The 22,015-nt window shown below is 47.9% G+C and carries 21 protein-coding genes and 2 tRNA genes; 7 read left to right on the top strand and 16 right to left on the bottom strand.

The genetic code is table 11. The annotated features are described in order from the left end of the window. Nucleotides 1-123: 123 nt before the first annotated feature. The 3 genes from X919_RS0105415 to X919_RS0105405 are packed head-to-tail and all read right to left on the bottom strand — an operon-like array spanning nt 124 to nt 3,204. Entirely contained in the window at nt 124-609 is a 486-nt protein-coding gene (locus tag X919_RS0105415; protein WP_028899316.1) for a low molecular weight protein-tyrosine-phosphatase, read from the bottom strand. An 11-nt stretch (nt 610-620) separates the two neighbouring features. Next, nucleotides 621-1,352: a DNA alkylation repair protein gene (locus X919_RS0105410; protein ID WP_028899315.1), complete on the bottom strand. Its 732-nt coding sequence runs from the start codon at nt 1,350-1,352 to the stop codon at nt 621-623. A 49-nt stretch (nt 1,353-1,401) separates the two neighbouring features. Further along, nucleotides 1,402-3,204, bottom strand: a complete 1,803-nt coding sequence (locus X919_RS0105405; RefSeq protein ID WP_028899314.1) for a DNA polymerase III subunit gamma/tau — start codon at nt 3,202-3,204, stop codon at nt 1,402-1,404. Nucleotides 3,205-3,267: 63 nt separating this feature from the next. Here X919_RS0105405 and X919_RS0105400 point away from each other — a divergent pair, with 63 nt between their 5' ends. The 7 genes from X919_RS0105400 to X919_RS0105370 all read left to right on the top strand — a co-directional run bounded on the left by X919_RS0105400 (nt 3,268) and on the right by X919_RS0105370 (nt 9,056). Continuing rightward, a complete protein-coding gene (locus X919_RS0105400) occupies nt 3,268-3,603 on the top strand; it encodes an FtsB family cell division protein (protein WP_028899313.1) in 336 nt (111 codons plus the stop codon). After that, nucleotides 3,587-4,006, top strand: a complete 420-nt coding sequence (locus X919_RS0105395) for a hypothetical protein (protein ID WP_028899312.1) — start codon at nt 3,587-3,589, stop codon at nt 4,004-4,006. The genes X919_RS0105400 and X919_RS0105395 overlap by 17 nt, the downstream gene beginning before the upstream one ends. 129 nt (nt 4,007-4,135) lie before the next feature. Beyond that, on the top strand, nt 4,136-4,933 hold the full coding sequence (locus tag X919_RS0105390) for a DUF4369 domain-containing protein (protein WP_028899311.1): 798 nt from the start codon (nt 4,136-4,138) through the stop codon (nt 4,931-4,933). A 14-nt stretch (nt 4,934-4,947) separates the two neighbouring features. After that, the gene (locus X919_RS0105385; protein WP_028899310.1) at nt 4,948-6,276 is read left to right on the top strand and encodes a dihydroorotase; all 1,329 of its coding nucleotides are present in this window, start codon (nt 4,948-4,950) and stop codon (nt 6,274-6,276) included. Between the two features lie 8 nt (nt 6,277-6,284). Further along, nucleotides 6,285-7,085: a vitamin B12 dependent-methionine synthase activation domain-containing protein gene (locus X919_RS0105380; protein ID WP_028899309.1), complete on the top strand. Its 801-nt coding sequence runs from the start codon at nt 6,285-6,287 to the stop codon at nt 7,083-7,085. A gap of 14 nt (nt 7,086-7,099) precedes the next feature. Then, a complete protein-coding gene (locus X919_RS0105375) occupies nt 7,100-8,278 on the top strand; it encodes a metallophosphoesterase (protein WP_028899308.1) in 1,179 nt (392 codons plus the stop codon). A gap of 19 nt (nt 8,279-8,297) precedes the next feature. Continuing rightward, on the top strand, nt 8,298-9,056 hold the full coding sequence (locus tag X919_RS0105370) for a lysophospholipid acyltransferase family protein (RefSeq protein ID WP_028899307.1): 759 nt from the start codon (nt 8,298-8,300) through the stop codon (nt 9,054-9,056). A gap of 66 nt (nt 9,057-9,122) precedes the next feature. Here the strand turns inward: X919_RS0105370 and X919_RS17045 are convergent, their stop codons facing one another. From X919_RS17045 to htpG, 13 genes are all read right to left on the bottom strand, one after another. After that, nucleotides 9,123-9,383 carry a hypothetical protein gene (locus X919_RS17045; RefSeq protein ID WP_216592153.1) on the bottom strand — a complete coding sequence of 87 codons (261 nt, stop codon included), beginning with the start codon at nt 9,381-9,383 and terminating at the stop codon, nt 9,123-9,125. Nucleotides 9,384-9,433: 50 nt separating this feature from the next. Next, the gene (dnaA, locus tag X919_RS0105365; RefSeq protein WP_028899306.1) at nt 9,434-10,831 is read right to left on the bottom strand and encodes a chromosomal replication initiator protein DnaA; all 1,398 of its coding nucleotides are present in this window, start codon (nt 10,829-10,831) and stop codon (nt 9,434-9,436) included. Nucleotides 10,832-10,975: 144 nt separating this feature from the next. Then, on the bottom strand, nt 10,976-11,875 hold the full coding sequence (locus X919_RS0105360; RefSeq protein ID WP_028899305.1) for an MlaD family protein: 900 nt from the start codon (nt 11,873-11,875) through the stop codon (nt 10,976-10,978). Nucleotides 11,876-11,906: 31 nt separating this feature from the next. Continuing rightward, a complete protein-coding gene (locus X919_RS0105355) occupies nt 11,907-13,139 on the bottom strand; it encodes an N-acetylmuramoyl-L-alanine amidase family protein (RefSeq protein ID WP_028899304.1) in 1,233 nt (410 codons plus the stop codon). A gap of 151 nt (nt 13,140-13,290) precedes the next feature. Further along, nucleotides 13,291-14,346 carry a DUF6261 family protein gene (locus X919_RS0105350; protein ID WP_028899303.1) on the bottom strand — a complete coding sequence of 352 codons (1,056 nt, stop codon included), beginning with the start codon at nt 14,344-14,346 and terminating at the stop codon, nt 13,291-13,293. Nucleotides 14,347-14,992: 646 nt separating this feature from the next. Beyond that, nucleotides 14,993-15,280, bottom strand: coding sequence for a hypothetical protein (locus tag X919_RS0105340; RefSeq protein ID WP_253270088.1), 288 nt, complete (start codon nt 15,278-15,280; stop codon nt 14,993-14,995). 224 nt (nt 15,281-15,504) lie between these two features. Continuing rightward, nucleotides 15,505-16,596: a UDP-N-acetyl glucosamine 2-epimerase gene (locus X919_RS0105335; protein WP_028899301.1), complete on the bottom strand. Its 1,092-nt coding sequence runs from the start codon at nt 16,594-16,596 to the stop codon at nt 15,505-15,507. Between the two features lie 115 nt (nt 16,597-16,711). Then, a complete protein-coding gene (locus X919_RS0105330; protein WP_028899300.1) occupies nt 16,712-17,665 on the bottom strand; it encodes an SPFH domain-containing protein in 954 nt (317 codons plus the stop codon). Nucleotides 17,666-17,691: 26 nt separating this feature from the next. After that, nucleotides 17,692-18,138, bottom strand: coding sequence for an NfeD family protein (locus X919_RS0105325; RefSeq protein WP_028899299.1), 447 nt, complete (start codon nt 18,136-18,138; stop codon nt 17,692-17,694). A 35-nt stretch (nt 18,139-18,173) separates the two neighbouring features. Beyond that, a complete protein-coding gene (locus X919_RS14885; protein ID WP_036917199.1) occupies nt 18,174-19,070 on the bottom strand; it encodes a M48 family metallopeptidase in 897 nt (298 codons plus the stop codon). A 136-nt stretch (nt 19,071-19,206) separates the two neighbouring features. Beyond that, nucleotides 19,207-19,280: transfer RNA gene (locus tag X919_RS0105315), tRNA-Arg, on the bottom strand. Between the two features lie 26 nt (nt 19,281-19,306). After that, nucleotides 19,307-19,380 (bottom strand) — tRNA-Arg (locus X919_RS0105310). 176 nt (nt 19,381-19,556) lie between these two features. Continuing rightward, a complete protein-coding gene (gene htpG / locus X919_RS0105305) occupies nt 19,557-21,611 on the bottom strand; it encodes a molecular chaperone HtpG (protein WP_028899298.1) in 2,055 nt (684 codons plus the stop codon). Between the last annotated feature and the right edge of the window lie 404 nt (nt 21,612-22,015).

Below are 22,015 nucleotides of genomic sequence, written 5' to 3'. Positions count from 1 at the left end.
CAACATCTAAAGTTCCGTGGGAACATTACTGTTTACGTCGTGTTAAGTAAAATAGTGAAAAGATAATTAATGTAGTATTTGAGAAAGTAGCCTGTCGTGAGATAGGCTCTTTTTTTTGTTGTATTACCCAAGTTTATCAAGTAGCCCCTTCACACCATCCTCTATCAAATCGAGTGCATAATCAAAATCGCATGTTGTTCCATAATACGGATCAGGTACAGAGTTTGCTTCCTTATGCACTGTAAAAAAGTCAGCCATTCTCTTTACTTTCTTTCGCTCTTCCTCATTTTTAGCACGCCGATGAACAATGCGATAATTATCATCATCCATCACCACAATATAATCAAAATATTGGAAATCGTCATTCGTGAATTGTCGCGCATGATGATTGATGCAATAGCCACGTTTTTTACCTTGTGCCATCATGCGTTTGTCGGGTAATTGCCCCACATGCCAATCGCCAATACCTGCCGAATCGACCATATAATGATGGGTTAGGCCTCGCTCCTCAATGGCTTTCTGAAACACTGCATGTGCAGCCGGCGAGCGACAAATGTTACCTAAACAAATGAATAGAATTTTCGTTTGTGCTTTGTTTCTTGTTGTCATCGTTCTCATTTTTATTCTATGATGCGAAAGTTGTGTTCTGTAACAGCCATCAATATGGCACGTTCCTCTCGCGAAAATTTCTCAATAGCATAGCGTAGCATCGTGCGAGGCATCTCAACACGACGGCTCATCACATAATCGTAAAGCCGTTGCGGATTGCGTTTACCGGCTTCTCGCAGCATCCAGCCCACAGCTTTATGAATAAGATCATGCGGATGGTGCATCAGCTGGTCGCTTAACGCATAAACATCGTCGAGTTGATTTTTGCGAATGAACGCGAAGGTCGAAACAATCGCTATTCGATTATCCCACAGAAGAGGACTTTCTGCCAATCGATAGAGGATGTCGCGCGGTTTGTCGAGCAAGTATTCACCCACAACAGCATAGCAAGAACAATCTACCAAATCCCAATTATTGATGCGCTGAGTGTGTGCAAGATAGAAATCGAAAAGCTGTTTACGCAACATATCATCAGCCTTTTTGAACTGCTCTTTCAATATGGTTAAGGCACACAGTCTCACCTCGTGCCACTCTGATTGCAACAATGCATGCAACTCGTCTAACGTCAGATTGCGGTATTGCTTGGCCACAGCCCGCACCTGCGGAACAACCACACCAAGAAAGCGATCGCCTTCACCATATTCGCCCTTTCCGGCTCTGAAAAACTTTGGGAAAATCGCTTTTTTCTCGGCAGCAGACAGCGCTTCGAGTGCCGCCGTTATTTCAACAACAATATGCTTCATTGTTTTTATCGGGATGATTTATGATAAAAATAAATGTATGTAGATTGCTTTATACGATATCCAATTGCAGTGCCTGACACAACTTAGACAATGCACCATTTTGCTCTTTCAGTTTATCAAAGAGTTCACGTTTCGTCAATATTTTCTTAATCTCATGACTTTCGGCAACGCGCCAATCAAGTTCGATTTGCCCGTTTTTCAGTTCCTGAGCCAATGTAACTTTTATACGTGCCTTTTGTTTTTCGGCTTCATGAAGTAACAACTCGTTATCAAAAACAAATTCAATTCGTGGATAAGTCGTTATGTGGGGTGTGATATTTCGTAGACGCGCACCCAGTCCAACAAGAGATTCAGGGAAGCGTTTTAACATACCAAACCAACTATTTTCCAATGCTTCTTGTGTAAATTTTCCTTGCTGTCTGGCATCAATCTCCGGTGTAACCTCCTCTTCAACAGGAACTACATCAGGTTTCGTATCCAAGCTACTAAATGTAATCCCAAGACTTCCTAAATTCATCTTAAGCGTTCCAGGATTAGATTGCGAAACATTCTGACTCGGCGTTATCTTCACAACATGCTGCGGTTGAGGCTCATTCACTTCTTGTGGTTTGGCAGGAGGCGTCTGATAACTGCTCACAGACGCTGAAACTCCAGTCGCAGCCACCTGAGAAGCCGCTTTCGTTGACTGGTGTTTAATGATTTTCTGAAACAGGATTTTTAAACGTTGAGGGCTACGCCCCGCACCAGCGCCATCATCGTCTTGGGTGATTTGCGCCATTTGTATGAGCGTAAGTTCCACCAAAAGACGTTTGTTGCTACTCTGCTTATAATTGACATCGCATTGATTGAGCAACTTTAATGCCCGATAAAGAAACTTCACAGAACACTTTTGCGCTTGCTGCTGATACTTAGTTTGCTGTTGTTGGCTCACTTCCAACAGTGGAAGTGTTGCAGCATCGTGTGCCATCAATACGTTTCTGATGTGTTGAGCCAGCCCGTTAATGAAATGTCCTCCATCGAAACCTTTGCGCAACACATTATTTAATAGTACCATCACGTCGGTCACTTTATTTTCTAAGGCGTAGTCAAGCACCTTGAAATAGTTTTCGGCATCAAGCACATTCAAGTCTTCTATCACCTTTTGATACGTGATATTTCCCTGACAAAAACTGGCTGTTTGGTCGAAAATTGACAGTGCATCGCGCATGCCGCCATCAGCCTTCTCGGCAATCACAGCCAAGGCTTCCTCCTCAAAAGCAACATTCTCTTTTGCTGCCACTTGCTTGAGATGCGCCACAATATTGGGCACTGTCATGCGCTCAAAATCATAAATCTGGCACCGCGACAAGATGGTTGGTAATATCTTATGCTTCTCCGTCGTGGCCAAAATAAATATCACATGTGCAGGTGGTTCTTCGAGCGTCTTCAAAAAAGCATTAAAAGCAGCCGTTGAAAGCATGTGCACCTCATCGATGATAAACACTTTATAGCGCCCCACCTGCGGCGGGATGCGTGTTTGTTCCATCAACGATTTGATGTTTTCTACCGAGTTATTGCTCGCAGCATCCAATTCAAAAATATTATAAGAACGTCCCTCGTTAAAGGCCTTACAGCTCTCACAGACGTTGCAAGCCTCGCCCGCTTCGGTAGGTGTTTCGCAGTTGATGGCCTTTGCAAAAATGCGTGCACAAGTTGTTTTTCCCACTCCTCTCGGGCCACAGAAGAGATAGGCATGAGCCAATTTTCCACTTTTTACAGCGTTCTTCAGCGTCGTTGTAAGCGAGTCTTGTCCCACTACCGCATCAAAACTCATCGGGCGATACTTTCGAGCCGATACTATATATTCTTCCATTTTTTGTAGATTGATGTTGCAAAGATAGCAAAAATTATTATCTTTGCAAACAAATAAATGGACATGGGTGCTCGTTTCAATCATATTCTCAATCTCCTTGCACATTATAAATATTTAATCGTGCTTGTTGTTGGCACACTCATCGTAGGCGTATTCGATGAGAATAGTGTATTGAAACGCATACAATTAGATTTACAAATTGGCGACTTAAAAGCTGAAATAGAGAAATACAACAACCAATATGAGGCCGATTCACGTCAGCTAAATGAATTAAGGCGTCATCCCCAAGCTATAGAAAAGATTGCACGTGAACGCTACTTTATGAAGGCAGATGACGAAGATATTTATATTTTGAGTGATGACGAAAAGTCCCAAAACGAGAATGAAGAAATTAAATAAAATAGAAAGCTTCCTGTTTATGTTGGGAGGTATACTCATGGTTACAGGAATTGGGTGCTATGTTTTTATGCTTGCTCCTTCCATTACATGCTGGATTGCACTCATAGGAAGTCTCATTTTTTCCACATTACACATGATGCAGGCCTACGAAGGTAATATGCTTACAATTAAACGCTTAAAGTGTATCCTTAACGTAGCTGATTTATTATTTGTCATCTCAGGTATATTAATTGTTGATAGCACCTATAATTTCTTACGACCAGCTTTCGAAAATCAAGAAAGCTACATCACTTATATTTACAATAAATGGGTACTGCTATTACTTATCGCCGCTATCCTCGAAGTTTATGCAACACACCGCATAGACTATCTGCTAGAAAAACAAGAAAGAGGAATCCAGTAAGAGCAGCTATTATAAGGAACAAGTACGAAAAAAAACTAAAAGATAAGAACTATCAATTAAATAGAATGAATTTTTTTTCGCACATCAAGATTACATATTAACTTTGTTTCAACAACAAGAAAAACAATTATGAAGAAAGTCTTATACGCCATTATGACGCTCTTGGCTTTGACATCGTGTACGGACAGCTACAATATAACGGGTACTTCTAATGTTTCAAACTTAGACGGCCGCATGCTTTACCTCAAAGTTTTAAAAGATAATGAGTTTAAAGCCATTGATTCTTGTGATGTTATACATGGGCAATTCCATTTCTCGGGTAGTATCGATTCAGTGCGTATGGCCAACATCTTTATGGACGAAGAAAGTGTCTTGCCACTTGTAATTGAAGGTGGAGACATTGTTGTAAAGATTGACAATGCACAACAGACTGTCAGTGGTACCCCCTTAAACGACAAACTATTCAAATTCATTAATCGCTACAACCAATTAAAAAATCAAGAAGCTGAGTTAGTACACAAACATGACCAAGCTATCATGAATGGGCGTAATATGGACGTTGTAAATGAACATTTGAACAATGAAGCGTCCCTCTTGTCGCAACGTGAAGATGAATTAGTAACGAACTTCGTCACAGAGAATTTCGACAACGTGCTTGGTCCCGGAGTTTTCTTCATGGTTACCATCGGCTATCAATATCCAGAACTCACACCTTGGATAGAAGACATCATGAGTAAAGCTACCGAACACTTTAAAAACGATCCCTATGTGAAAGATTATTATAAGAAAGCACAAGAAAACCAACAAATCATGAATGGGTTGCGCGAGCAAGAGCCTGCAACAGGAAATTCCAATGGACAGGCTATACAGACACCGACAAATCCGGCACCAACACCCAATGAAATGGCGCAACCTTCTGCACAATAAACTCAAGAAGCTGCATGAGACAGATTATCAGAGGCGGAACGATTATCAATGAAGGGAAGTCCTTTCTGGGCGATGTGCTCATTGAAGATCAACGGATAACCGCACTTTATAAAACAGGAGAGACACCTCGAGAAATCTATGATAACACAATAGATGCCTCGGGGTGTTTGGTTATGCCAGGTATCATCGATACCCATGTGCACTTTCGTGAGCCAGGACTTACCCAAAAAGGTGACATCGAAAGTGAAAGTCGAGCTGCAGCTTTTGGCGGTGTTACATCCTACATGGAAATGCCCAACACACAGCCCCAAACGACAACCCTTGAAACATGGGAAAGTAAAATGGCTTTAGCTGCTGAGAAAAGTCATATCAATTACAGCTTTTTCTATGGTGCTTCGTCCGACAATATGGCCTCTTTTTCTCAGGTTCCTCGCAATGCTTTTCCCGGCATTAAACTTTTCATGGGTGCCAGCACGGGCAACATGCTTGTTGAAGGGAAGGACAAATTGGCGGCTATCTTCAAAACTTGTGCTGATTTAGACCTACCATTAGTAACTCATTGCGAAGACACCCAACTCATTGCAAAGAATTTAGCACAGGAAAAAGCAATACAAGACGATCCCAACATCAAACTCCATCCTATCATAAGAAGTGAGGACGCCTGCTACCAAAGCACAGCCGTAGCCGTAGCCTTAGCGAAACAATATGGCACAGACCTACATGTGGCGCACCTTACAACTGCGCGTGAGTTAGAACTCTTTGGCCATGACGACCACATTACGGCTGAAGCGGTTGTGGCACATCTTTATTTCACAGATGCCGATTATGGCACCTTAGGTGCACGCATCAAGTGTAACCCCGCCGTAAAAACAGAGTGGGATCGCCAAGCACTTCGCAACGCTTTAACAGATGGACGTATCACCACCGTTGGTACAGACCATGCACCCCATCTACTTAGCGAGAAGCAAGGAGGCTGTGTAAAAGCTGCTTCGGGCATGCCTATGGTACAATTTTCATTGCCGTTGATGCTTGAACTGGCCGAGCAAGGAGTGTTGCCTTATGAGCGTGTAGTCGAGCTCATGTGCCATCAACCTGCACAACGATTTCATCTCTACAAACGAGGTTTCTTGCGCCCAGGCTATTTTGCCGACTTAACCATTGTTCGTAAAGCACCTTTTCAAGTGACAACCCATTGCATTCAAAGTAAATGCAAATGGAGTCCACTGCAAGGACACGTCTTCAACCATCAGGTGATGACAACCATTTGCAATGGAACAATCGTCTTGCATGATGGCCAATTCAACACAAGTTATCGTGGAGCCGCACTCCAATTCGAAACATAGCATAAAAAATGATTACCCATTATTCTATTCAGGAGATTACACCTTATATTAATTGGCTCTATTTTTTTCATGCCTGGGACATGAATGGCAAGCCAAAAGAAGCCAAACAGGCTTTGAGAACCGACGCCGAAGCTTTGCTCAAAGAATGGGAAGGGCACTACTTCACACATGCAACATTCGATTTATTTTCGGCTAATAGCGATGGCGACGACTTGATTATTGCCGACATACGCATACCAATGTTGCGCCAACAAAAAGCGCAACAAGATGGCACACCCAACCTTTCGTTAGCAGATTTTGTTCGCCCGAAGGCGCAAGGGATTGCCGACCGCGTAGGTATTTTTGCGACCTCGGTAGATGCGGCATTGACCGCTACTTATGCAAAAGATGACTATCTGCGCATGCTTTCACAAGTGTTGGCCGACCGCTTGGCCGAAGGGACTGCTGAAAAGATGCACGAATATGTGCGCCGCGTGTATTGGGGATATGCGCCAAATGAGCAACTCACTATGGAGGAGACTCATGCCGAGGCCTATCAAGGCATTCGACCTGCTGTGGGCTATCCATCTATCCCCGACACGAGCGTGAACTTTCTGCTCAACCAACTGCTTCCCTTTAAAAGTATTGGCATTCAACTCACTGAAACAGGCATGATGAATCCGCATGCCAGTGTCAGCGGTTTAATGTTTGCCCATCCGCAAAGCCGTTATTTTGATTTAGGGCGCATTGGAGACGACCAAATTGCTGATTATGCTAAAAGGCGTGGGATTCCAACTGAACGTATACGCAAATTTTTAAAACAACTTTAAACACATTACTTTTCATGATTGTCAGGATAATATATTTTTTAATTCCACTTATCCTTCTGCCCGATGCTGTAGTGTATGCAGCTTTTTGCCACAAACGAACACGTGCAAAGCCGTGGTTGCGCCTGCTTTGGTGGATTCCCAGCATCGCTATGGTGGTATTTTCCATCGTTTTGGCGCTACAAAAACAGTTTGCCCCCGATAATTCGTGCTGGATAAAACTGTTTATTTTCGCATTTGTATTATGCGTCACCCCCAAGATGATGTTTGCTATCGCGGTACTCATCACACGAAAATGGGGCAAACAGAACTTAAAGTTCCGCCGCAGCACCTACGCGATAGCCACACTCGTGAGTGTGCTCATCTTATGCACGACGCTTCATGGCGTGCTCGTTGGCCCCAAAGAATTGCGTGTGACGCGCCTATCGCTCACATTTAAAACGCTCCCCAAAGCGTTTGATGGTCTAAAAATTGTGCTATTTAGCGATGCGCACGTAGGCACATTCAATCATGGTTGGGAGCAGTTTTTAGCACGCGATATCGATACCATCCTGGCGCAACGCCCCGACATGATTTGCTTCGCTGGCGATTTGCAGAACACCAACCCCTCGGAACTTCAACCGCTCATCCCCCTACTCGCTCGCCTTGCCAAGCAGGGCATTCCCGTCTATAGTGTACTGGGCAACCACGATTATAGCGGCTATTATTATGGAACAGCCGCTGAAAAACAAAAGATTGAGGCGCAGATGATTGCCACACAAAAAGAAATGGGCTGGCAACTGCTGCGCAATGAACATCGATTTTTCTACAGCAGCAATCATAAAGATTCGATAGCCATTGTAGGCGAAGAATATTGCGGCGTAGGCTCTCACAGCTTCGACAAATCCAACATCCGACGCGCTACGGCAGGAATTGATGCAAACACCTTCACCCTGCTCTTGCAACACGACCCCAAAACGTGGCGCACACGCATTCTGCCCGAGAGCCATGCCCAACTCACATTAGCAGGGCACACGCATGGTGGGCAAGTGAGCCTCTTTGGACTACGTACCACATTATTCACTTATAAAGATGACTACGGATTGGCCGAAAGCCATGGCCGCTATCTTTATGTCACTTGCGGAATAGGCGGTCTCATCCCGCTGCGCATTGGTGTTGAGCCCGAAATCGCCGTCATCACCCTACACGCACAATAATAACTCAATAATTTCAATAATGAAATACCTCTATCGTCTTTATCAGCTCCTCATTTGTTTGCCCCTGCTGCTTGTGGCAACCATCCTCACAGCCCTTGTCACCATCGTGGGATGCCACCTCGGCAACGGACATTTCTGGGGTTATTATCCTGGGAAATGCTGGGGATGGCTGTGGATAAAACTTCTGCTCCTACCCATAAAAGTTGAAGGGCGCGAACATCTCGACCCACACCAAAGCTATGTGTTTGTGGCCAATCATCAAGGAGCCTTCGACATCTTCCTCATTTATGGTTTCTTGGGACGCAACTTCAAGTGGATGATGAAAAAGGGACTTCGCCGCATTCCTTTAGTAGGAGCTGCATGTGCCGCCGCGCACCACATCTTCGTTGACCGCAGTGGCCCTTCGAAAATCAAAGCCACTTATGACAACGCCCGCAACATCCTGAAGGAGGGGATGTCGGTTGTTGTTTTTCCCGAGGGTGCGCGCACCTTCTCAGGCCACATGGGGGTATTCTTTCGCGGTGCCTTTATGTTGGCCGACGAACTGCAATTACCCGTCGTGCCCATCACCATCAATGGCTGTTTCGATGTGAAGCCGCGTACACGCGACTTCTTTTGGGTGTTCTGGCATCCGCTGAAATTAACCATTCACCAGCCGATTCCTCCTGCGGGACAAGGCGCTGAGAACATCAAACAACAAATGCAACAAAGCTATGACGCGGTTATGAGTGGGCTTGTGCCGGCATATCAAGGCTATGAACGCAACCCCGACCAATAACTTCACCTTAGCTTTTGCGATAAACCCAAGTCAAATGCTTGTTCGGCGGGTGCGGAACAATCGTTTTTAGGAAAAATATTCGTTCGGCGGGTGACGAACAATCGTTTTTGAGAAAAATGTTCGTTCGGCGGGTGGCGAACGCTTGTTTTTAGGAAAAATATTCGTTCGCCGGGTGGCGAACACTTGTTTTTGAGAAAAATACTCGTTCGGCGGGTGGCGAACACTTGTTTTTGAGAAAAATGTTCGTTCGGCAGGTGACGAACACTTGTTTTTGAGAAAAATACTCGTTCGGCAGGTGACGAACGCTTGTTTTTGAGAAATCAGCATCGACTGCTGATGCGGGATTTTAAGATTGCGCGCACCTATGCGCCTACGTCTTATCCTTTCAACTGGAATGAGGCCTCGATGCGCATCACGTCATCCTTAAAATCCTGATCCACCTTGAGGCGCTGCTCCACTTGCGAGCAACTGTGAATAACAGTAGAATGATCGCGATTTCCCACCAGGCGTCCAATGCGCGAGGCCGGAATCTTGGTATATTTCTGAGCCAAGAACATCGAAACCTGACGTGCGACAACCAAATCGCGCTTGCGGCTTTTGCTGTTTACGGCTGTGGCCGTAACATTGAAATGTACACAAACCGCCTCCATAATATCGTCAATGGTGAGCGGTTTATCGTCGATTTTCACCGCCCGCTTAATCACTCGTTCGGCCAAACGCATGTCAATTTTGCAATTATACACCACGCTATAAGCCAACAGAGAGCTCACCACACCTTCTAAATCGCGCACACTGCCATTGGCTGTCGAGGCGATAAACTGCACCACTTCTTCGGGAATATGCAGCCCGTCGCGGCGGATTTTATTGTGCAAGATGTCTACGCACAGCTCCACATTCGGTTTCTCCATCTCGGCAATCAAACCACAAGAGAAACGCGTCAGTAAGCGTTCGTTCATGCCTTTGAGGTCAACCGGCGGACGGTCACTGGCCAAAATGATGCGCTTGCCATTGCGAAAGAGATGATTAAAGATGTGGAAAAAGGAGTCTTGCGTCTTAGCGGCTGTCATCCATTCTTGAACATCATCCACGATGAGCATATCGATGGTTTGATAAAATCGAATGAAATCGTTGACTACGTGTTTGAGATTGGCATCGACAAACTGAGACTGGAAAAGGCGCGCGCTGATATAAAGCACGCGTTTCTCGGGGTAAAGCTGCTTGCAATGCAGCCCAATGGCGTTGATAAGATGCGTCTTTCCGCAGCCCGACGGGCCGTAAATAAACATGGGGTTGAATTGCGGCGTGGCAGGATGCTCGGCAATCGAAAGTCCCACGCTGCGTGGCAGCTTGTTGCTCGTGCCTTCGATATAGTTCTTGAACGTAAGATGCGGGTCGAGTTGCGAATCAAATTCAACCGCCGCAGCCTGTTTCTCAACCTGTTTAAGGACATTCTGCACCGCGTCTGTATCAGCATTGCTCTCATCCGATGCAATATCTTGCGTCAGCTTATGCTCTTTGTCGGTGACAATGCGATAGGTGAGTTGCACACCCTCGCCAAAAGTGCGATAGAGCACCGCACGCAACAAGCCTAAGAAATTCTCTTCTAAATATTCATAGACGAAAGGACTGGGCACTTGAACGAGGATGGTTTTCTCTTCTTCGTTAAAATGCTCAAAGCCAATGGGCTTAAACCAAGTATCAAACTGTTGCGGCGTGACATGTTGCTTGACGAGCGCAAGTGCCTTGTCCCAACAGCCTGCAGGACTTCCTTTCATGAAAATTTATGCTACTAAAATGATTAAATGTCGTTAGACGTGTTTGCTAAGTGCGACACAAAATTACAAAAACTAATGCAAATTCCAAAACGAAGGCGCCACAATCCGTAGTATTGTGCGCCAAACTTTTTTGTTTGCCTGAGCCTACTTATCTTTTCGGCCAAACAAGGAGAAGTGCACATACCGCTTGGGGTGTTGCCGCACATTAATGAGCAGCGAGTCGGCGCTCACCATCGTTTTATTGAGGTTGTTATAAAGTGCCGGATCGTGCATGAGCAAACCTAAGCTACCTTCTTTGCTATTGAGCTGCTGGGTAAATGCATTGAGCTGCGCAATGGTTTGGTTCACTTGAGCCATCGTTCCGGCAACATCCACCTGTGCAAGATTACCCGTGAAGGTGTTGGCATTCACCATCACACCATCAGCGTGGCGCAAAAGGCCCGGCACTTGTTTGTTCACTCCTGCAACGAGCGTGTTGAGTTGCTGCGAAGTGGTGTTGAGGTTGGCCGTGATGCCTTCGATGTTGTGGAGTGAATGTGCCAAAGCTGGGTCAGCCAACAAGGTGTTGACACTATTGAGGATACTATCGAGCTTGGGCAACATTTGCTGCACGGTGGGCAACAATTTTGCCACATTTCCCAACATTCCACTGTTCTTTGAACCAATAATTGTGTCGCCTTTGTTCACCCGCTCGCGAGGATTGTTAGCCAAGAGCAAATTCATCTTCACGTTGCCCATGAGATCGCTTTCAATCTCGGCCGAGCTTCCTTTTGGGATACGCAAATCGGGATTAATGTCGATTTGCACGAGCACATCGCCTTTCTTAGCATAATTATACTGAATGCTTTTCACCACGCCCACCTTGTAGCCATCGGCATAGATGGGATTGGACGACGAGAGGCCGCTAATATCTTTAAACGCCACGTAATAGGTGGTATCTGAGGAGAAGAGCGACATGCCCTTCAAGAAATTGAGTCCAAAGAACAGCACCAGGATGCCGACGATGGCAACGAGCGCAATTTTGATTTCGTTTGTCAGTTTCATATTCTATTTTTTGTCGGTTCGCACTTGCGATTTATTTATTTTTATGGGCTTTAAACGTGCGTATCGCCTCATTGACGTTGCATTTCTGCCCTGCGACAAACGCCACGATAAAGGCATCGGGAAAACGCTCTAAAAGCTGTTTGCGCAGTTTGTAAATTTCGTTATAATCGGGCGAAGCGCCGCAGGTGTATTTAAACAGCGCACCTTCACGATAAAAATCCACGCCGTCGAGCCCTTTCAAGCGGCTGTCATCGTTGCGCAAAGTCTGGCTGGCCACAAACAGCTGCACTTTAAACACCGGCTGCGCGGCCGCGTCCTTATCGGGTGTGACATCGGGCTGCGCTTTCACTTCGGGCGCTGCCACCGCCACTTTTTTCTTGCGTGCAGGCTTGGGCGCAGGCGCTTCGTTTTGATAAGAAGGCGGCACCACCTGCGGAATAACCGGTTCATCCTTGATAGGTTTATAGGGCACGCTGATGTTGCTGTCATAGTGCTCGCGATATTTCATGAATGCGTTGAAGACGCCCTGCACATAGAGCGGCACAGAGCTGTCGGCATTGAGGAAATCTTCTTCGTCGGGCGTAGAGATGAAACCCAGCTCGAGCAGGCAGCTCGGCATCGATGTGAGGCGCAACACGGCCAGATTATTCTGATGCGAGCCCCCATTCACGCGCCCCGTGGAAGCGCAGACATATTGCTGCATCAGGCGCGAGAGCTCCACGCTGCGTTCGCGATTTTTGTCGGCAATAAACTCATACATGATATCGCTTTCGGCGGCATTGGAATCGAGTTCCTTATACACCTTCTTGTAATCCTTTTCTAAGAACATCACCGAGTTCTCACGCTTGGCCACGTCGACATTGGCTTTGATGCCGCGATCGCCCGACTGTGCGCCCCGGCCAAGTGTCCAACTTTGAAATCCATGAGCCGATTTCGAGCCTGTGATGGCGTTGATATGGAACGAGAGAAAGAGGTCGGCCTTGTTGCGATTGGCGATGTCGGCGCGACCAGCGAGGGTGACGAATATGTCGGTTGTGCGCGTGTAAATCACCTTCACGTCGGGGCAATTTCGCTCCACATAGCGTCCAAAGGCGAGGGCATACTTCAACGTCAAATCTTTTTCGTTGGAATAGGCTCCCGGCGCACCATTATCGCCGCCGCCATGCCCCGCATCGATAACGAGGGTGAAGCGTTTGCCAGCTGCAACCACAGCCAGCGCAAAACAAAGCAATGTTATCAGTGAGAATACTCTCTTTCTACGCATAAGCCACTAAACTTGGCGGCAAAATTAGTGAAAAAAAACTATTTCCTTTAAAAAAGGCACTTAGTTTTAGGGTTTATTTAAGATTTTGGAGCGTTCACGAAAAAAGGGCAGAACAACCCTCGTTGCCCTGCCCCATTTCATGCGCGTTGGCCTATGACTTGGGCGTCACTTCAACCGTGCCATGCTCGCCTTCGCCCGGCTTTTTGTTATTGCCGTCGTCGGCAGGCTTTTTCTTGCCCGATTTTTTCGATGCGGGCTTCTTGGCATCAGCCTTTTCTTCGTGCTTCACCACTTCTAAGCGATGATTTTTCAGCACCACCCAGAGCGGTTCATCGCTGCCCTCGACGTGCAACTCATATTGCTTCTTTTTGTCGCTGCCCGAGGTGTTGCCCGTGAACGAGAGGCTGCCTTGTGGCAAATGGCGTGCAGCTTCTAAGGCCAGAAACAGCGGAGCGAGCATTTCGCCCGTGCGTTTGCGCTCGGCCTCTTCGGCGGCGGCATTGGTGCGTTCGCGGTCGGCAAACACCTTCTCGCGGTCGGCCACATAGGTGTTGTGGAGCTCGATGGTGCGCAAGAGATTGGCGTCGCGCGTCACCTCATAAAGACATTCGGCGCGCCAGAGCACATCGTCCAACACCTCGTCGGTGCGTTCGCGCAAGGCACGTGCGCCACGTTTGGGCGAATCGGTGTTGCTCGCATAACGCCCATAATACGTCTTGCTAAACTCAGTGTTGGCCGTCTCCAAGCGCGCAATGGCAGATGTGAGTGCCAATTTTGTCACCTCAGCCGCCAATTTGGCATCTTTCAGGTCAACAATGAGGTTGAGCAGGGCTCCCGTTTCCTTTTCATAGTTCATCGACGGCAAACCGGGATAGCAATCGATCACCCTTTCAATCTTCTTTGCGGCAGCTCGCTCGTCGGCATCGTCGCTCACCAAGGCCGTCTGAACTTTCAAAGACAGCGAGCGGAAAGCCTTGTCGCGCACGTCGTCCAACTGTCGCACATCGACCGTCTCCGCAGCACTCGCTGGCAGATTGAGCACAGCATCCTCGTTTTTGATGGCCGTCACCAAGGGCGGCAGCACCTCGTTGAGCTTATCCAAATTGAGGGTTTTAAACTGCGCCAACACGTAGTTGGCATACTGAGAATGCTCCAGATTTTGGAGCTTTAGGCGTTCAATGCGCCTTAGTTTTTGCTTCTTCAACATATTTATAGGTTAAAGTTGAAAAGAACCTTGTGGTATTCCAAGGTTGGTTAATTCTTGTTGAAGGTCTCCCAAAATACCATGGGGTTTTTAGCCTTAACATTTCTCTTATTGCATAAACTATACCAGCAGCCCGTACTGGCACATCAAATCATGCCGTTTTTTTTAGTTTTGGGTCTTGCTGGAGTTCCAGCAGCCCTGTTTTTTTCATTTTTGGCCTTGCTGGAGTTCCAGCAGCCCCATTTTTTTCATTTTTAGCCTTGCTGGAGTTCCAGCAGCCCTGTTTTTTTCATTTTTGGCCTTGCTGGAGTTCCAGCAGCCCTGTTTTTTTCATTTTTAGCCTTGCTGGAGTTCCAGCAGCCCCATTTTTTTCATTTTTAGCCTTGCTGGAGTTCCAGCAGCCCCATTTTTTTCATTTTCAGCCTTGCTGGAGTTCCAGCAGCCCCATTTTTTTCATTTTTAGCCTTGCTGGAGTTCCAGCAACCCATCTTTTTGATTTTTTGCCCTTGCTGGAGTTCCAGCAGCCCCGTTTTTTGTTTTTTTGCCGCGACTTACGCGTAAGCAGCCCCACCCTTTCTTCATCCGTCGCATTCACTGGCACGAAAAGGGGCAGAGGGGTCTGCCGCCCCTTTCGTGCAGCGCAGCGCGATTATTTCTTGGGCTTGGCGGGCAAGCGGAACGTCTCCTGGTCAATGACGAGCGAATGGTCGCTGGTGTCGATGCGGAAGCTTTGCTCAATCTCGTGGTCCAAACCGGCGCGCACGAGCACGATGTCGGCATAGCCTTCGCCCGTGCTGATGACCCGCCACGAGGTGTAGTCAAACTGGAGTTTCTTGCTCGTCACCTGTCCGTTGGCCTCCAACTTCAGCGATTTCGAGCCATCGTAACTGCGATATTCGCCGGCATTGGCGCGCATGGCGGCACTGTCTACTTGCACTTGAGCGGCGGGCTGCGCGGCCTGCTGCTGTTGGGGTTGTTTTTGTTGCGAACATGCCGCGAGGCCCATCATGAGTGCCACTGCGGCGGGGAAAATAAGTTTTTTCATCTGTGTTATGAATTTGTTTAACGCACAAATTTAGAAAAAAACTGGCCGGCGGCCAAAGCTTCGTCACTGAAATGTGGCGCGCGGTTGCAGAAAAATTGTGCGCGTGAGTAATGTGTTCAATAAAGAATTTGCAGGATGCGCTCGGCGGTGCGGCCGTCCCAGCGCTCGGGCAGGCTCGATGTTTTCCATCGGCCGGCCACCATGTCGTCGACGGCAGCGTGGAGCAAGTCGGGATTTTCGCCCACGAGGACGTTGGTTCCCTGCTTGACGGTTTCGATGTGCTCGGTGTAGCTGTTGAGCGTGATGCACGGCACCTGGTTGAAGGTGGCTTCCTCGGCCACGTTGCCGCTGTCGGTGATGATGCCGCGGGCGTGGGCTGCGAGATAGGCGAAGGCCAGATAGCCCTGCGGCGGCACGAGCGTGATGGCCTGGGCTTGCGGTTCGTCGGCCAGCAAAGCCTCAACCACGCGGGCAGCGCGCTGGCGCAGCGGTGCAATCACGCGGATGCCCGTTCCTTCCACGCTGCGCACGATGGCTTGCAACAATTGCCGCAGATGCTGCGTTTGCTCGATGAGCAGCTTGCGGTTGAGCGTGAAGAGGATGTAGCGCTCGGCATCGAGTTGCAAATCGTCGAAGATGGGCGGGCGCTGAAGCGACTGGTGGATAAATCGCAGGTTGTCCATCAAAATGTTGCCCACCATGTAAACCTTGCTCAGCTCGGCGCCCTCGCGATTGGCGATGCTGTTGTTGCTGGCTCCGGCGGTAAAGAGCACGTCGCTCAGGCCGTCGATCACCAGCCGGTTGATTTCCTTGGGCATCGTGATATCGAAACTGCGGGTTCCGGCAGCGATATGCGCCAGGCGCACGCCCGCCTTCTTCGTGACAATGGCCACGGCCATGGTGCTGGCCAAGTCGTCGACCACGAGAACCACGTCGGTGGGATGGGTTTGCAAATAGTGTTCAAAAGCCGACATCACCCGGCCCGTGAGCTCGTTGAGGTTTTCACATTCCACGCCCAAATAAACGTCGGGCGGCGCAATGGCCAAGTCGCTAAAGATGGTAGCATCCAAGGTGGCGTCGGCCGCCGTGCCCACATAAATCAACTCGGCGTGGATGGATTGATAATTCTTGTTTCCATGAATGGTGCGAAGCAGCGGCGCCACCTTGATGAGGTTGGGACGCGCTCCGCAAACAATAGCTATGTTCATTGTTTCGTGTTTATTTTTTAGAGAAGGCAGAGGAGCGGCGCTAAATGGTGCCACCGCTCCGCTTGCGTCAAAAAGGAAACTTCTTGGGACTTACAAAGCGCAAGCCCGGCGCATTTCACTCGCCTTTAAAAAGCTCTTTGATGCCACCCACGCTGCCCAAGAGATTGGTTGCCTCGTAGGGCAGGAAAACGGTCTTGGTCTTGTCGCCTTCGGCCAACTGCTGCATCATCTGAATGTATTTCTGCGCCAAAAGATAGTTGGCCGGATTGGTTGATTTGCCCACAGCCTCGGTAATCTTTTCAATGGCCACGGCTTCGGCTTCGGCTTTGCGTATGCGTGCTGTGGCTTCGCCCTCGGCGTTGAGGATGGCGCGCTGCTTGGCTGCTTCGGCCTTGTTGATCATGGCCGCCTTGTCGCCTTCACTCTGCAAGATTTGCGCCTGCTTGTCGCCCTCGCTGGTGAGGATGGTAGCGCGCTTGTTGCGCTCGGCTTGCATCTGCTTCTCCATGGCTTGCAGCACGCTCTGCGGCGGCGTGATGTCCTGCAACTCTACGCGGTTCACCTTGATGCCCCATTTGTTGGTGGCATCGTCGAGCACGCCCCGCAACTTGGTGTTGATGATGTCGCGGCTGGTGAGCGTTTGGTCGAGCTCCATTTCGCCGATGATGTTACGCAAGGTGGTCTGCGTGAGCTTCTCGATGGCGTTGGGCAGGTTGTTAATCTCGTAGACAGCCTTGAACGGGTCGACAATCTGAAAATAGAGCAACGCATTGATTTGCATCTGAATGTTGTCTTTGGTAATCACATTCTGACGCGCGAAATCATACACTTGTTCGCGCAAATCAATGCTCGTTGAATAGGCGTAACGGCCGTTGATGAGCGTGACGATGCTCTTCGCCCGGTCGATGAAAGGTATCACTAAATTGATGCCGGGCTTGAGCGTGGCGTAATACTTTCCTAAACGCTCGATGATCTTGGTTTCACTCTGTGGAATGATGACAACGGTCATCTTCAAAAAAATAATGGCTAATGCAACGATTGCCACTAACACATAAATGCCAATGTTCATGATTTAGAACTTTTAAAATGAATAAACTATATTAATTTCACTGTTATGATGATGGATTCGCGCGAGACGATTTCAACTTTGTTGCCGCTCGTGATGGCCATTCCATTTTGGCTTACAGCTCTCCATTCGTCGCCATCAACTTTCACATAACCGCTCGCGCCAGCTGGAATATCGGCTATGACAACGCCAATGCGGCCAATTAAAGCGTCGGCATTGCTCAAACGTGCGTCGCCCGCCGTGCGCAAATGCCGCACCAACCACGGTCGCACCAACCAAATGCTAAACACTGAAGACAGCGCCCAAAGCAGAATCTGAAGCCACAAGGGCGTGAAAAACGAAACAACTATCGGAACAACGGCACCGACAGCAAGGCAAATGACGTAGAAATCGCCTGAACTCAGCTCTAAAATTAGACACAGCAAGAAGATGAAGGTCCAAATGAGCCATAAATGGGTGACTAAATAAGCTATCATAATAGAAAGAGGTTAAAGTAAAAAGCAGGGGCCGACTATTTCTTGCGTCGGCGCGTAGCTTTGGTTTTCTTTGATGCTTTCCCCGAAGAAATCTGCAATGTAGAAGTCTTGGCACCCGAAGCCTCATAATATTTCTCTGCCGTGGGCAACCACTCACGAATAGCGGCTATGCGTTTGGCGTCGCTCGGGTGATCGCTAAACATGTCGCTGCTGTTGCCGCCACCGCTCTTCTCGGCCATACGTTGCCAAAAAGGAATGGCTACAGCAGGGTCGTAGCCCGCCATTGCTGCAAAGATAAGTCCCATGTGGTCGGCCTCGGTTTCGTTGTCGCGACTGTAACGAAGGTTGGCAAAGCTAAATCCTTGCTGTGCAATGGCACCTGCAAGTTCGCCAACGGAAGAGCCTGCGATGGCGCCAACAATCTGACTTCCGATTTGTGTGCCGTAGCTCTGGCGTATCTTCTTCGACATCTGCTCGGCGCTATGCTTAGCCACTGCGTGCGCAATTTCGTGCCCCAACACGATGGCCAAAGCCGACTCGGTTTGTGTGACGGGCAGCAACCCTTCGTAAACAACAATTTTTCCGCCGGGCATACAAAAGGCATTCACGTTCTTGTCGGCCACCAAATTAAACTCCCAATCGAAGTTGTTCACTTCATCAGCGGCACCATGCGTGCGCAAATAATCCTCAACAGCATTCGCCAAACGGCGGCCAACACGCTGCACCATCGCTGTGCTCGCAGCATCTGTCGAGCGCTTGGCCGTCTGCATGTATTTCGCATATTCCGACTTGCTCAAACTCAACACCTCGGCATCGCTCACCAATAAGGAATGTTTACGCCCAGTGATGGGCACTGTCTGCGTCGTTCCACACGCACTAAAGATAAAAACGCCCACAAGGGCTACCAAACCATATTTAATTTTCTTTACCATATTCCTTTATTTCATATTTCCTATTTTTCATGCAAAAATAAAATAAAATGAGCGAGAGACAAAGGATTTGCATGTTTTTATTTCGTAAAAGAACACAAAAAAGAGGAGTTCTAATTAAGAACTCCTCTTCATGTTGTGACTTCGCTGGGATTCAAACCCGGAACCTTCTGATCCGTAGTCAGATGCTCTATTCAGTTGAGCTACGAAGCCATCCGTTTTAAACATTCTTCATGTTGTGACTTCGCTGGGATTCAAACCCGGAACCTTCTGATCCGTAGTCAGATGCTCTATTCAGTTGAGCTACGAAGCCTCATTTCTTGAATGCGGTGCAAAGGTAATAGTTTTTGGCCAAACTCAAAACACAGCACAAGAGAAATGCCCGATGATTAATGTTTATTAACAAGATTATATCTGAAATAATAAAAGGAAAGCGAGAAACATGCTACCACATGTTTCCCACTTCCTTTTCTACAATCGCTCACAGAATTATTGGATTAAATCTATCGAGCGCTTCAAAAATGCATCTAATTCTTTACCTTTTAGCATGCTATTTTGCAACAAAGCGAGGTCAATTAGTTGATGAACAATGCTATTTTCTTTTGCATAGTTTGCAATCACCTCTTTTTGCTTATCTTGTTGCGCAGTGATTTCCTTTTGCGTGTTCTGCACATCATCTTTTTCTTCCTGCGTCAGCTCCTCGGGCTTCTTTGCGCTCTGTGCCTGCTGCAAAGCCGAGAGACGCGCCTGCAATCCCTTCAGCTCACTTTGAATAGGCTTGAGTGCTTCGCCCGTAGCCGCATCGCAATCGCCCAGCACTTTCTTCACCAAAGCATGGTCGCTGTTGAGCACCAAAGTGTAACTATCGGGCATTTGCTGATAGAAAGCCATACCAGGTTGGAACTGGCTCATCTGCTTCATGCGCCGCATATATTCATTCTGTGTGATGACGACGGGTTGATTATCCGCACCCAAGGCCTGCACCTCAACCATAAACTCCACCTGATTTAAATGTGGCATCTGCGAGCGGAACACTTGAGAAAGCTGCTCCGTCTGGTCGGCATTGAGCTCGGTCTTCTTCGCCTCATCCTTCACAATGAGCCGCTCAACGATATCAGCATCCACACGAGTGAAGCGCGACTTCTCGAATTTCTGCTCCAGCAAGCCCACCAACGGCGTATCGAGCTGGCCATCGAACAGCAACACGCTATAACCTTTATTCTTGGCAGCCTCAATGTAGGAATATTGTTCCTCCACATTGTTAGCATACAAATAAATCAAGTTGCCGTCTTTATCGGTCTGGCTATCCTTGATGAGCGTCTTATACTCCTCAAACGTGTAATACTTGCCGTCGACATCTTTCAACAGCGTAAAGTCCTTCGCCCGCTCATAGAAATCCTCCTGCGACAGCATGCCATAATGAATAAACAGCTTCAGGCTATCCCATTTCTCCTCATAAGCCTTGCGGTCTTCCTTGAAGATGCTTTGCAAACGGTCGGCCACCTTCTTGGTGATGTAGGTCGAAATCTTCTTCACGTTCGCATCGCTCTGCAAATAGCTGCGGCTCACATTCAGCGGAATATCGGGCGAGTCGATCACACCATGCAGCAACGTCAGGAACTCGGGCACGATGCCTTCCACCTGGTCGGTCACAAACACTTGATTGCAATACAACTGAATCTTGTTGCGCTGCAGTTCAATGCTGTTCTTAATGCGAGGGAAATACAAAATACCTGTCAAGTGGAACGGATAATCCACATTCAGATGAATCCAAAACAACGGCTCATCCTGCATGGGATAAAGTTCACGATAGAACTTCTCATAATCCTCATCCTTCAGCGTCGAAGGCGTCTTCACCCACAGCGGCTCCACACTGTTAATCACGTGGTCCTTGTCGGTTTCCACCTGCTTGCCATCTTTCCACTCGGTTTCCTTACCAAAAATCACGGGCACAGCCATGAACTTGCAATATTTGTTGAGCAGTTCGGTCAACTTGCCTTTATCCAAAAACTCCTTGCAATCCTCGCTCACATGCAGCACCACATCCGTGCCACGCCCAGCCTTCTCGGTCTCTTCAAGCTCATAAGCCGGCGTACCATCGCACGTCCATTTCACAGCCTTCGCGCCCTCCTGGTAAGACTTCGTGATGATGTCCACACGATCGCTCACCATAAAGCTCGAATAAAAACCCAAACCAAAGTGCCCAATGATGGCATTGGCATTATCCTTATATTTATCCAAGAAATCCGACACACCCGAGAACGCAATCTGATTGATATATTTCTCAATCTCCTCGGCCGTCATACCAATGCCGTTATCACTAATCGTGATAGTCTTTGCCGCCTCATCCAACGTGATGCGCACCGCCAAATCGCCCAATTCGCCTTTATAATCGCCCTTCTCGGCCAGCGTCTTCAACTTCTGCGTGGCATCGACAGCGTTGCTCACCAACTCGCGCAAAAATATCTCATGATCCGAATAGAGGAACTTTTTAATCACGGGGAAGATATCCTCTGTCGTAACCCCAATATTACCTTTTTGCATATTGCTTAATTTATTTAATTCGTTTTGCCCCACATATATGCAAAGCCCATGCCAACTGACAACTTGGCAGAAAACATTTGTTCACGAATGCTATTCCTTTTGTTCAAATGAATTTAAAGAAAGTACAATACCGATGGCATAGGTTCCCTTCCACGACTTCCCAGGGTAGCCTCCTATCGTCGCCAACCCTGGGCTATCAAAAGTACAAGCCCTACAGGCTTGGTCCTCCCCACAACCATTCGCCCACGTGGGTTAAGGGCATTCGCACGCATCACCCATACAAACGAAACGCGTAGGCCAAGCACAATCCATTCCCAAACAAAGCCAACCATCCACACGCAATCTGCCCAAACGAAACTGTAGGGGCGGTGCCTGTGTGCCCGCCCGAACGTCCGCGCAGCGGC

The sequence above is a fragment of the Prevotella sp. HJM029 genome, assembly GCF_000599605.1.
GTDB lineage: Bacteria > Bacteroidota > Bacteroidia > Bacteroidales > Bacteroidaceae > Prevotella.
Note: the sequence above shows the minus strand (reverse complement) of the source record. Positions and strands in the feature narration are given on the sequence as shown.

Bases quoted from the DNA above. Each gene is read 5' to 3' on its own strand.
- X919_RS0105415 (WP_028899316.1), bottom strand. From the start codon at position 609: ATGACAACAAGAAACAAAGCACAAACGAAAATTCTATTCATTTGTTTA.
- X919_RS0105410 (WP_028899315.1), bottom strand. From the start codon at position 1,352: ATGAAGCATATTGTTGTTGAAATAACGGCGGCACTCGAAGCGCTGTCT.
- X919_RS0105405 (WP_028899314.1), bottom strand. From the start codon at position 3,204: ATGGAAGAATATATAGTATCGGCTCGAAAGTATCGCCCGATGAGTTTT.
- X919_RS0105400 (WP_028899313.1), top strand. From the start codon at position 3,268: ATGGGTGCTCGTTTCAATCATATTCTCAATCTCCTTGCACATTATAAA.
- X919_RS0105395 (WP_028899312.1), top strand. From the start codon at position 3,587: ATGAAGAAATTAAATAAAATAGAAAGCTTCCTGTTTATGTTGGGAGGT.
- X919_RS0105390 (WP_028899311.1), top strand. From the start codon at position 4,136: ATGAAGAAAGTCTTATACGCCATTATGACGCTCTTGGCTTTGACATCG.
- X919_RS0105385 (WP_028899310.1), top strand. From the start codon at position 4,948: ATGAGACAGATTATCAGAGGCGGAACGATTATCAATGAAGGGAAGTCC.
- X919_RS0105380 (WP_028899309.1), top strand. From the start codon at position 6,285: ATGATTACCCATTATTCTATTCAGGAGATTACACCTTATATTAATTGG.
- X919_RS0105375 (WP_028899308.1), top strand. From the start codon at position 7,100: ATGATTGTCAGGATAATATATTTTTTAATTCCACTTATCCTTCTGCCC.
- X919_RS0105370 (WP_028899307.1), top strand. From the start codon at position 8,298: ATGAAATACCTCTATCGTCTTTATCAGCTCCTCATTTGTTTGCCCCTG.
- X919_RS17045 (WP_216592153.1), bottom strand. From the start codon at position 9,383: ATGCTGATTTCTCAAAAACAAGCGTTCGTCACCTGCCGAACGAGTATT.
- dnaA (WP_028899306.1), bottom strand. From the start codon at position 10,831: ATGAAAGGAAGTCCTGCAGGCTGTTGGGACAAGGCACTTGCGCTCGTC.
- X919_RS0105360 (WP_028899305.1), bottom strand. From the start codon at position 11,875: ATGAAACTGACAAACGAAATCAAAATTGCGCTCGTTGCCATCGTCGGC.
- X919_RS0105355 (WP_028899304.1), bottom strand. From the start codon at position 13,139: ATGCGTAGAAAGAGAGTATTCTCACTGATAACATTGCTTTGTTTTGCG.
- X919_RS0105350 (WP_028899303.1), bottom strand. From the start codon at position 14,346: ATGTTGAAGAAGCAAAAACTAAGGCGCATTGAACGCCTAAAGCTCCAA.
- X919_RS0105335 (WP_028899301.1), bottom strand. From the start codon at position 16,596: ATGAACATAGCTATTGTTTGCGGAGCGCGTCCCAACCTCATCAAGGTG.
- X919_RS0105330 (WP_028899300.1), bottom strand. From the start codon at position 17,665: ATGAACATTGGCATTTATGTGTTAGTGGCAATCGTTGCATTAGCCATT.
- X919_RS0105325 (WP_028899299.1), bottom strand. From the start codon at position 18,138: ATGATAGCTTATTTAGTCACCCATTTATGGCTCATTTGGACCTTCATC.
- X919_RS14885 (WP_036917199.1), bottom strand. From the start codon at position 19,070: ATGGTAAAGAAAATTAAATATGGTTTGGTAGCCCTTGTGGGCGTTTTT.
- htpG (WP_028899298.1), bottom strand. From the start codon at position 21,611: ATGCAAAAAGGTAATATTGGGGTTACGACAGAGGATATCTTCCCCGTG.